8 protein-coding genes and 3 pseudogenes are annotated in these 9,979 nt (G+C 39.6%); 5 read left to right on the top strand and 6 right to left on the bottom strand.

Annotation, left to right across the window (positions count from 1 at the left end; genetic code table 11):
• The 4 genes and pseudogenes from SD31_RS02420 to SD31_RS02410 all read left to right on the top strand — a co-directional run.
• Window positions 1–1,574: pseudogene (locus SD31_RS02420) on the top strand (ATP-dependent Clp protease ATP-binding subunit); the annotation flags it as partial.
• A gap of 394 nt (window positions 1,575–1,968) precedes the next feature.
• Complete coding sequence (locus SD31_RS16935) at window positions 1,969–2,523, top strand: pirin family protein (protein WP_197053490.1); 555 nt, start codon at window positions 1,969–1,971, stop codon at window positions 2,521–2,523.
• A complete protein-coding gene (locus SD31_RS16930; protein ID WP_197053491.1) occupies window positions 2,472–2,942 on the top strand; it encodes a pirin-like C-terminal cupin domain-containing protein in 471 nt (156 codons plus the stop codon). Before SD31_RS16935 ends, SD31_RS16930 begins: the two co-directional genes overlap by 52 nt.
• Window positions 2,943–3,147: 205 nt before the next feature.
• Entirely contained in the window at window positions 3,148–3,552 is a 405-nt protein-coding gene (locus tag SD31_RS02410) for a hypothetical protein (RefSeq protein WP_156138154.1), read from the top strand.
• A gap of 79 nt (window positions 3,553–3,631) precedes the next feature.
• Here SD31_RS02410 and SD31_RS02405 read toward each other — a convergent pair whose 3' ends face one another.
• From SD31_RS02405 to SD31_RS02400, 4 genes are all read right to left on the bottom strand, one after another.
• Window positions 3,632–4,708 carry a RagB/SusD family nutrient uptake outer membrane protein gene (locus tag SD31_RS02405; RefSeq protein ID WP_231561080.1) on the bottom strand — a complete coding sequence of 359 codons (1,077 nt, stop codon included), beginning with the start codon at window positions 4,706–4,708 and terminating at the stop codon, window positions 3,632–3,634.
• A 26-nt stretch (window positions 4,709–4,734) separates the two neighbouring features.
• Window positions 4,735–5,226, bottom strand: coding sequence for a hypothetical protein (locus tag SD31_RS16925; RefSeq protein WP_197053488.1), 492 nt, complete (start codon window positions 5,224–5,226; stop codon window positions 4,735–4,737).
• A 17-nt stretch (window positions 5,227–5,243) separates the two neighbouring features.
• Window positions 5,244–5,993: a hypothetical protein gene (locus SD31_RS16920; RefSeq protein ID WP_052258568.1), complete on the bottom strand. Its 750-nt coding sequence runs from the start codon at window positions 5,991–5,993 to the stop codon at window positions 5,244–5,246.
• 123 nt (window positions 5,994–6,116) lie between these two features.
• Window positions 6,117–8,192 (bottom strand): SusC/RagA family TonB-linked outer membrane protein, encoded by a 2,076-nt coding sequence (locus SD31_RS02400; protein WP_197053487.1) that lies wholly within the window; start codon window positions 8,190–8,192, stop codon window positions 6,117–6,119.
• Between the two features lie 506 nt (window positions 8,193–8,698).
• On the opposite strand from SD31_RS02400, the gene SD31_RS02395 reads away from it, so the two are divergent.
• Window positions 8,699–9,124 (top strand): nuclear transport factor 2 family protein, encoded by a 426-nt coding sequence (locus SD31_RS02395; protein ID WP_039052970.1) that lies wholly within the window; start codon window positions 8,699–8,701, stop codon window positions 9,122–9,124.
• Window positions 9,125–9,188: 64 nt separating this feature from the next.
• On the opposite strand, the pseudogene SD31_RS21130 reads toward SD31_RS02395, so the two are convergent.
• Together SD31_RS21130 and SD31_RS21125 are read right to left on the bottom strand one after the other, a co-directional pair.
• Window positions 9,189–9,741, bottom strand: a pseudogene (locus tag SD31_RS21130) (IS3 family transposase); the annotation flags it as partial.
• 84 nt (window positions 9,742–9,825) lie between these two features.
• Window positions 9,826–9,927: pseudogene (locus tag SD31_RS21125) on the bottom strand (IS3 family transposase); the annotation flags it as partial.
• Window positions 9,928–9,979: the final 52 nt, after the last annotated feature.

Here is a 9,979-nt window from a genome sequence, read left to right as displayed (position 1 = left end):
GGAYGCCATCTCTATCCTTCGTGGTTTGAAGGAACGTTATGAAACCCACCACAAGGTACGTATCCTAGATGAAGCAATTATCGCGGCCGTGGAATTGTCGCAACGCCATCACCGACCGCTTCTTGCCAGATAAAGCTATAGACCTTGTGGACGAAGCTGCCTCCAAACTACGTCTGGAGATGGATTCCGTACCGGAAGCGGTGGACGAACTAGACCGTCGCATCATGCAACTGGAAATCGAGCGCGAAGCCATCAAACGAGAAAATGATGAGAAAAAGGTTGCAGAGCTTTCCGAAACCATAGCCAATCTTTCCGCAGAGCGCGACGCCTTGAAAGCAGCATGGCAGGCTGAAAAAGAACTCGTAGACCGTGTAAACCAAGAAGTTCAAAATATTGAAAACTATAAAATAGAAGCCGAACAAGCGGAACGTCAGGGTGACTACGGTCGTGTGGCCGAACTGCGCTACGGCAAAATCAAAGAAGCCCAAGATACGGTAGAGAAGCTCAAAGCACAACTGAATGAGATGCAGAAAAGCTCCCGTATGCTTAAAGAAGAGGTCACGGCAGAAGATATTGCAGACGTGGTATCCCGTTGGACTGGTATCCCTGTAAGCAAAATGGTGCAGTCCGAACGAGAAAAACTGTTGAACCTTGAAAAAGAGCTTCACAAACGTGTAGCCGGTCAGGAAGAAGCCATAGAAGCCATATCGGATGCCATACGAAGATCCCGTGCCGGATTAAGTGACGCCAAACGTCCTATAGGTTCGTTTATCTTCCTCGGAACGACCGGGGTAGGTAAGACCGAGCTGGCAAAAGCTTTGGCAGAGTTCCTGTTCGATGATGAACAAGCCCTGGTAAGGATAGATATGTCGGAATATCAGGAGCGTCATTCCGTGTCACGACTTATCGGTGCGCCTCCAGGTTATGTAGGTTACGATGAAGGTGGTCAGCTCACAGAAGCCGTACGTCGTCGACCTTATTCTGTAGTTCTGTTGGATGAAATCGAAAAAGCACATCCTGATGTTTTCAACATCTTGTTGCAGGTGCTGGACGACGGACATCTTACAGACAACAAAGGTCGCACGGTGAACTTTAAAAACACTATCATCATCATGACCTCCAACACCGGTTCACATATCATCCAAGAAAATTTCTCGCTGTTGACAGAGTTCAACAAAGATGAAATCATTGCGAAGACTAAGGAAGAAGTTTTTGAACTCCTTCAAAAGTCTATACGGCCAGAGTTCTTGAACCGCATTGATGAGATCATCATGTTCACTCCGCTAAGCCGAAACGAAATAGCGGAAATTGTGAAGATGCAGTTCAACAAAGTTGTACAACAACTCGCCGAACAAAATATTATGCTGACAGCGACAGAGGATGCTCTAGATTGGTTGGCTCAATTGGGTTACGATCCGGTATATGGTGCTCGTCCTCTAAAACGTGTCATTCAGAAACGTATCCTGAATGAGCTTTCTAAAGAAATCCTGTCAGGAAAAGTAACGTCCGATTCAGTGATTGAGTTAGACGTATTTGACGGTAAATTTGTTTTCTTGAATAAAAAGGAGGGATAATATTTCATAACCCTTCATCGTAAAAAGGTTCTTTACATTACCAAAAGAACCTTTTTGCGATTATTAATAAGCTAGAATTTTAGTTTCTATAGGTACTTTAGGAGCTACTATATCTATTATTTCAATATTTACTCGATTTTGATGAGCATCCAATCTATAGCTGTAATAAACTTGTAATTTAATACTATATCCTATTTTCTAGCACGTTGCATTACTGGTTCCCAATAACATCTAATCTCCTATTTAATAAAGCTCATCACGAAAAACGATTTAAACATGACTTGAATAGGGGCTCCTCGGCTAGAGCTATATGTCGGCATAGACTTTGATAATTTATAATAAGAAGAAAGACTTATAAATGAAAATTAAAAACATCCAAAAAGTCGCAGGGCGTATGAATATTGGTGATCCCTTTATTTTTGGCGCTTATCATTATGATTTGTATCCCGAAGGAAATGGAAAATTTGGTCCCAAAGCTTCTTTGGAAGGACATAATCTAGGTAATGACTTTGATAATAATCTACCTTGGCGTATGTATCATGGAAGGTCCATTCCAGGCTTTCCTTTCCATCCGCATAGAGGATTTGAAATCATTACAATTGTAGAGGAAGGATATGCTGATCACTTTGATTCCAAAGGTTCCAAAGGACGCTACGGCGAAGGAGATGTACAACTGATGAGTGCCGGTTCAGGCGTCTTGCATGGTGAGATGTTTCCTTTGATACATGAAGATAAACCTAATCACCTACGTTTGTTTCAAATCTGGATGAACCTTCCTGCGGCAAGCAAAATGACCGAGCCTCAATACAAAATGCTTTGGCACGAACAAATCCCTATTGCAAAACCAACTGGTGATGTACGTATTAAAGTCATCCTAGGCGAATATGAAGGTGTTAAATCATTAGGAAGCTACCCTACTCTTGGGCTAAAGACCCTAATCATCGTGTAGGCGTAGCTCTAATAACCATCGATGCCGGTGCCTCCTATACCATAAAAGCGTCTTCAGCTTCTTTGAACCGCTTTCTTTTCTACTATGAAGGCAATGCTGCTATAAAAATTGAAGAACAATCCATCGACGCAGGTTATCTTCTAGACCTTCAAGGGGGTGAAGATATTGTGATCAAAAACATTACAAATGGAGATGCAAAGTTACTTCTGTTGGAAGGAGAGCCTATTAATGAACCTGTAGCTGCGTATGGACCTTTTGTAATGAATACAGAACAAGAATTGGAAGAATCTTTTAGAGAATATAGAAGAACGCAGTTTGGTGGATGGCCTTGGGGACAGGAAGAAGCGGCCCTCGTACATGCAAAAGATGCAGGTAGATTTGCAAGTTATCATTTTGGTAAAGAAATAGATAAGCCATAGCTACACAAGACTCCTTATAAATCCTAGCCATTTGCCGGTTAGGATTTTTTTTTGCCTTTATTTACCGACCCAAAATAATTGTTCACCGAATTATCTCTGTTCTTCATCTAAACGTTATTTCTCAGCCCTCAATTTCATCCTAATTTTGGAATGTAAACAAAAGGAAAACAATTAATTAAATCATAAGACATTAAAAATTAGAACCATGAAAACTACAATCAAATCTATCGCAACAGCTTTATTAATGATAGTTTCATTAAGCTCTTTTGCCAAAGTCAACGCAAACCCTTTGATGGGTAAATCTACTGCTGATATAATGGTAGCTTACGCCGAAGCCGTAGTGGAAGGTAATAGTCTTCTGAACAAATATCTTTTCACAGAAGATTTTACCTATGAGAACACAGCTAATCAGCAAACCTTCGATAAAAAGAAATACATGAAGCTTATCGAAAGCAACAAAGGGCTGAAATTCGATTGCACTACTAATTATCAGATCTTGGATCAGACAGGAAAGTCCTGCGTAGCTAAGGTTACTATGGACTTCGAAACCTTCCAAAGAGTAGATCTTATCACCTTAAAATTTACAGAGGAAAGGATGGAAAATCAGTGAAGTCGTTACAACTTATCCTTAATCAAACATCAACACAAATCAAAAAGCTCTCCATACGGAGAGCTTTTATTTTTTTTAATTAGCCAGGATTTTGCCTTAAGCCAGGTTCTACCTTCAATGTACTTTCGTGGAAAGGCCATAAGTATTGATGAGGCAAAAATTTGCGATCTTCAATTTTTAAAGTCACCTTCTGTCCATTTACCATTCGGGTGTGTCCCAAAGCGGGCTGGTTCAACACCTCTTCGGCTATTCTCCAACGTATGATATCTTCATAGCGTAAGCCTTCTCCCGCCAATTCTATCCTTCTTTCGTTTTGCAGCAGCTTGAGCCACTCCTGTTGTGTACGGTTTTCCAAGGTCACATCTGCCACCGTCATATCTAGGCCGGCACGTCTGCGAATATCATTAATACATTGTTTGGCTAAATCGTCGATATCATTGAGCATGATTTTAGCTTCCGCATAAGTAAGGAGTACCTCTGCATACCGCAAAAGAGGAAAATGCATATTTCCTCCACTTCGGAAAGCATCGGCCTCATCCACAAACTTTCTAAACCAATATCCTGAACGACTCGCCCTTAAATTTTCATGATACATGGGATTATCCGGATTGTAAATATTGATTTCTTCTCCATAAAATAAGTCGCCGTGTCCCATAATGCTCATAGCATATCGAGGATCGCGGTTTAGCTTGGGATTCAGTTCATATTCCTCCTTAGTATACAAAGGACATTGATCAATAGGTCTTCCTTGTAAAGTCCAGTATGAGTCTACAAGCGCCTTGGTAGGAACCACATAGGATTGGCCGTTCCCAGAGCGATACTGAGGAGCCAAGTCTCTAAATGAGTTGGTAGCGGAGTTATCATGACTTTCCATATCGAACTTCATGATAAACTCTTTGTTTGTTTTATCTGCCTTATAATTGAACAAATCTCCATATACGGGATGAAGTTCATATTTGTGGCTGTCTATAATTTCCTTTGCCAGACGTGCTGCCAATTCATAACGTTGATTGAATAAAGCATAGCGCATCACCAAGGCTTTAAAGGAGTAGCGGTTGAACATATAGGCATTGGTAGTGCCTTCATTTTCTGGTAAACGGCGTGCTATATCTTCGGAAATCTTGAAAAGAGAATCCAATATTTGTTCTTTTGGCATCGCCGGTTGGATGGCTGTTTCTAAGTCTAAAGGCTGTAAGGCAAAGGCACATCTCCCCAATAGAAGGTAAGCCTAAAATAATGCCACACACGCAATCCTTCCAATACCGCTTTATAACGTTCTCTCACAGCTTCATTTTCTACGTAAGGGATATGGGCTTTGTCGATAAACGTGTTGAGACGTCCCATATGTTTGTTATGCAAAGACCAGTAATATTCTGCAAAAGCTGAGTTACTATTCATGCTTCCGTCAGCAATCACACGGTGGTGATCTGCGGTATTACGGGCGTAAGCGTTGTCGCTTCGTCCATCCATCATATAAAACAAGAGTTTACGGTCAGATGCATGTGTAAAAACATCAAGGTAACTGCTATACACTACACGGCGTAAATCTTCTTCCGTATTATAAAACTCCTCAAAACTGGTTGCTGTGGGATCCCTTTTATCTAGGAATTTCTCGCAGGAAGTAAACCCTACCAAAGCTATCAAAGCTGTAGCGATATATCTTATTATTTTCATAATTCTCATGATTAAGTTTATAAAATTGTTGCTCTCAAGCCTAAACTATACGTTGCCATTCTAGGATAACCACCATTTCCACGGTTTCGCGTACTTCCATCCCATCCTATTTCGGGCTCCAAGCCCTCATATTTGGTAAAAGTAAAGGCATCCTGCGCATTAAAATAAAGGCGCACATTTTTTATTGCCTTTCCTACCATCGGGAAGGTATAACCTATCTGTAACATCTTTACACGGAAATAGGCTCCATTGCTCATCCATAGGTCACTCAGATATGCGTTAGTTGTATTTCCAAGCCACAGACGTGGGAACCTGCTGTTAGGATTTTCAGGTGACCAGCTGTTGTCAGCATAATATGTACGCGGAGCTCCTAGTGAGTTACTACTTCCATCCATAAGTACCGGAAAAGCCTCTTGCCCAACCAAACGCACTTTACGCTTTCCGACCCCCTGTCCCAAGAAAGAAAAGTCCCATCGTTTATATTTCAAATCCAGACTTAAGGAATAGTTAAGATGTGGATACGGATCACCTAGGTTCACACGGTCAGCATCGTTGATGATACCATCTCCATTTTGATCTACATATTTGATATCTCCCGGTAAGGTGTTTGGGAACTTGGCACTGGTAGCATCTATTTCGGCTTGCGATTGGAAATAACCATCTGTCTGAAATCCATAGTAATTATCCAGTGAGATACCTTTATACCATACTTTATCCGGATTTCCTTTGAAAACCAACGTATCTGCCTCCGTGTATCCTGCTTTCATATTTTGTTCGTATTATCATATAACATTCCTCCAATGCTGTATTCTACGTTTCCTATCTTATCGGACCATTTTGCTGAAATTTCCCAACCTTTATTCTCTACTTCGCCTATATTTACGGCAGACTCAAGATAGTAAGAACCTGTCAGTGGAGGTACGGGGAAGTTGTCGTAGTATCAGATCATAGGAATACTTGTTGTACACCTCCGCCGTGAAGGATAGTCGGTCTTGAAGTGCTGCTATATCCACTCCGAAGTTCCATTGTCTCTGCTTTTCCCAGGTAAACAGCGGATTGGGTACCCGCATGGTCCAGCCCCAATTATTTACAATCTCTTGCCAAAGGTAAGGGTCCACGTTTTCGTTTCCGATTTTACCCCAAGAAGCCCTAAACTTAAGGTTGGTAAGAACTCCGGAGCTTTTCACCTCTTCCATGAATGCTTCATTATGCACATTCCACGCTAGTGCAGCTGAGGGGAAAAAACCCCACTTATGTCCTGGTGCAAACTTACTGCTTCCATCGTAACGACCTGTGGCTTCTAGGATGTATCTATTGTCAAAAGAATAGTTTAGCTTACCGAAGAATGAAGCTTTATTGATTTCTCTGTAGTCGGTATAAACATGACTCATCACCTCAGAGCCCAACAGAAAATATAATTTATCCTTATCCTGACGTATTCCTCTAGTATAGTTTATCAACGCTCGGGCGGTCAACTGAGATTGACTTACGCCCTGCTCTGCTCCCACACTGTTAGACCATATCGTACTTGGTGCGCCATCTCCATCGAAAAATTTAAAAGTAGAACGCTTGTATTTATTGGCAGATTTGTTAATCATATAAGACACATTACCTTCAACACTCAAATTATTGTTGATATTGTACCGAGGTCGCAGATTGATAGTACTGCGGTCATGCATATAATTCTTAATCCCTCCCTTTTCAATAGACGCTATTGGATTGATATTATTATGTAATATATAATGGTCCGGAAGATCAGAATCATAGTAAATTTGTTGGGTAGGATTCATTCGCCACGCCAACTGATAAAGACCATGGCCGTCATCATTGGCCATCAATCGATTTACCTGTAGACGGTGGGCGTAAAAATCAGCAAGCAGCACAAATCGGTCTGCGATATTAATATTTGTATTGAAACGAGCAGAGAATTTCTGCGTTCCCTCCACATCATTGAGTCCATTTTCTTTATTATGTCCCAACATTAGGTTGAATGTTCCTACACCACCTCCCCCCGAAATATTAGCATTAGTATTATAGGAATATGCATTACGTTGTATAACTTCATCCAACCAATTTACCGAAGGTGTTTCGCCACTCTCTGCTTTTCGGATGTCTTCTTCGGAAAACAAAGGTGTCTGTCCTTGATGCTCTCTCGTCGCATTATGTAGACGCATGTAGCGTACAGCATCGACAAACTCTGGCAGCTTGATAGGACGGTCAAAAGCTGTCCACGTGTTCACATCCACCTTAAACTGTCCGGTATATCCTCTTTCAGTTTCAATGATGATAACGCCGTTAGCCCCACGAGAACCATATAAGGAAGCCGAGGCCGCATCCTTCAGCACCGTTATACTTTTAATCTGGTTAGGATCGAGGTCCGTCATGGATTGCTCCATACCGTCCACAATAACTAAGGGCGCAGCATCTTTTAAGGTACTTATCCCCCGAATGTTAACGATTCCCGGCACTTCTCCCGGCAGGTTGCTGCTCCGCATCATCATCACTCCCGGCAGAGTACCACTGAAGGCCTCCTCCATCTTATGGATAGGTCTAGTTTTGGTCTTATCCATATCCAGCTGCGCCACCGAAGAAGCTACGTGCTGCCGGTCTATCTGTGAATACCCCGTCACCACTACCTCGTCAATATTCTTGCTTTCTAAAGCCAAGGTGACATTAATAGTTTGCTTACCTTCAGTTGCAATTTCCTGCGATACATAACCTATACTACTAAATATCAAAACTCCTTCCTGAGGAATAGTAATCTCATATTCCCCTTTTTCGTTCGTAAGGGTACCAATATTGGTACCACGAATGAGCACCGAAACCTTACTTAACGGTACGTTATCGGTATTACGCACCTTACCCATAATACGACGCTGCTGCGCAAAAGCATATTGACAGTTACTAGTCAATAAGAGCACCAACAGCAAATGCCACAATACACTAAAAAAATTGTTGCTTCTCATTAGTTTATAATTAGGTTGAACCATTAATATTAATTTTACAGCAATAAAATTTCTATACGCAATGAAATAGCGTACAAAAGGTATACAAACAGTTTTTTTTAGTTTAGGTAGATATATAAATCTGTTTTATTGTAAGTATTCGTAATAAAATTAAAGAATATTGAGCATAAATTAGGCAAAAAGTATTATTTTATAATTAATTCGAGTATAAACTGAAAATCAAGTTTGTTATTTTATAAATAACAAAAAACAAATAAAAGCCTATTTAAAAATGATTTAAAAAATTACCCTCTTTATTACTTCTGTTATAGATAAGTGCATTCTTTCACCGATATTCCCCTTTTTCCATATCAATTCACCGAAAGAGAATAATCTTTTACCGAGTTTTATACACCACTAATCTAATGTCCATTTCATAAAGACGCTCTCCTGCCTAATTTTGGAGTGTAGACAAAAGGAAATAAGGAATTAACCATCAATAAAAGACATTAAAATTATTTACAACTATGAAAAACATCATCAAATCTATCGCAGCGGCATTATTAATGATTGTGTCATTAAGTTCATTTGTCAAGGGATCCTTTAACCCTCTGAAAGATAAATCTTCAGCCGATGTAATGATTGCCTATGCTGAAGCTGTAACTGCAGGCAACTATATGTTCAACAAATACCTTTTTACTGATGACTTTGAATATGAGAATGTTGCCAATAAATTGGTTTTGAAAAAGCGCAATTACATCAAACTAATTGAAAGCAACAAGGGATTGAAGTTCAATTGTACTACAAACTATCAGATTTTGGATCAGACAGGAAAGTCATGTATAGCTAAAGTCACTATGGATTTCAATCATTTCCAGAGAGTGGACCTCGTCACGCTAAAGTTGACGGATAACGGCTGGAAGATTAGTAAAGTTGTGACAACTTATCCTTAATCAAACATCCATACAAACCAAAAAAGCTCTACCAAATGGACTGCCCCCAAAAAGTTGGACGAATTTATGCAATATTTTTGATATGATGAGCTCGGTATTCTACCGGGCTCATTCCATTTAAATTAGTTCTTATCCTTTTGTTGTTGTAATATTTAATATATTCTATAATATCCTTAGTTAATTCCAGTATTGACCTATATTTCTTTAAATAAAACAACTCTGATTTTAGTACCCCAAAAAAGTTCTCTATAATAGCATTATCTAGACAGTTTCCCTTTCTGGACATGCTCTGAATAATTTCATTGTCTTTTAATAGATTTTGATATATTTTTAGCCTATATAATGTTCCTTGATCGGAATGTAATATAGTCTTTATATGATCTTTGCCTTCTTTTTTTTCTTCTTTTGAGCGCTTTATCTAGCATGTCTTCAACCTGTTTATAGTTAGGAGATGTAGATATATTATAACTTATAATTTCCCCATTAAATAAATCCATAATAGGTGATAAATATAATTTGCTTCCAGCAACTTTAAATTCAGTCACATCGGTAACCCATTTCTCATATGGGTTGTCAGCTTTAAAATTTCTTTGTAGAATATTTGCCGCCGCTATACCTACATCTCCCTTATAAGACTTATATTTCTTAACTCGGATTACACTTTTGAGTTTTAACAATCTCATTATCTTGGCTATTGTCTTATAGTTCACAGCTTTATCTAGCGTATTTCTTAGGGATAATGTTACACGTCTATAGCCATATCGACCTTTATGCTTTTGATAACATGCTATAACATGCCTCACTAAATCAGCATGCTTATCAATAAAACAGACGCTTTTTGTATGATAATAATAA

The sequence above is a fragment of the Sphingobacterium sp. T2 genome (assembly GCF_000814685.1).
Classification (GTDB): Bacteria; Bacteroidota; Bacteroidia; order Sphingobacteriales; family Sphingobacteriaceae; genus Sphingobacterium; species Sphingobacterium thermophilum.
Note: the sequence above shows the minus strand (reverse complement) of the source record. Positions and strands in the feature narration are given on the sequence as shown.

Excerpts from the sequence above, each read along its gene's own strand:
- SD31_RS16935 (WP_197053490.1), top strand. The coding sequence starts at position 1,969 with ATGAATATTGGTGATCCCTTTATTTTTGGCGCTTATCATTATGATTTG.
- SD31_RS02410 (WP_156138154.1), top strand. The coding sequence starts at position 3,148 with ATGAAAACTACAATCAAATCTATCGCAACAGCTTTATTAATGATAGTT.
- SD31_RS02405 (WP_231561080.1), bottom strand. The coding sequence starts at position 4,708 with ATGCCAAAAGAACAAATATTGGATTCTCTTTTCAAGATTTCCGAAGAT.
- SD31_RS16925 (WP_197053488.1), bottom strand. The coding sequence starts at position 5,226 with ATGAAAATAATAAGATATATCGCTACAGCTTTGATAGCTTTGGTAGGG.
- SD31_RS16920 (WP_052258568.1), bottom strand. The coding sequence starts at position 5,993 with ATGAAAGCAGGATACACGGAGGCAGATACGTTGGTTTTCAAAGGAAAT.
- SD31_RS02400 (WP_197053487.1), bottom strand. The coding sequence starts at position 8,192 with ATGAGAAGCAACAATTTTTTTAGTGTATTGTGGCATTTGCTGTTGGTG.
- SD31_RS02395 (WP_039052970.1), top strand. The coding sequence starts at position 8,699 with ATGAAAAACATCATCAAATCTATCGCAGCGGCATTATTAATGATTGTG.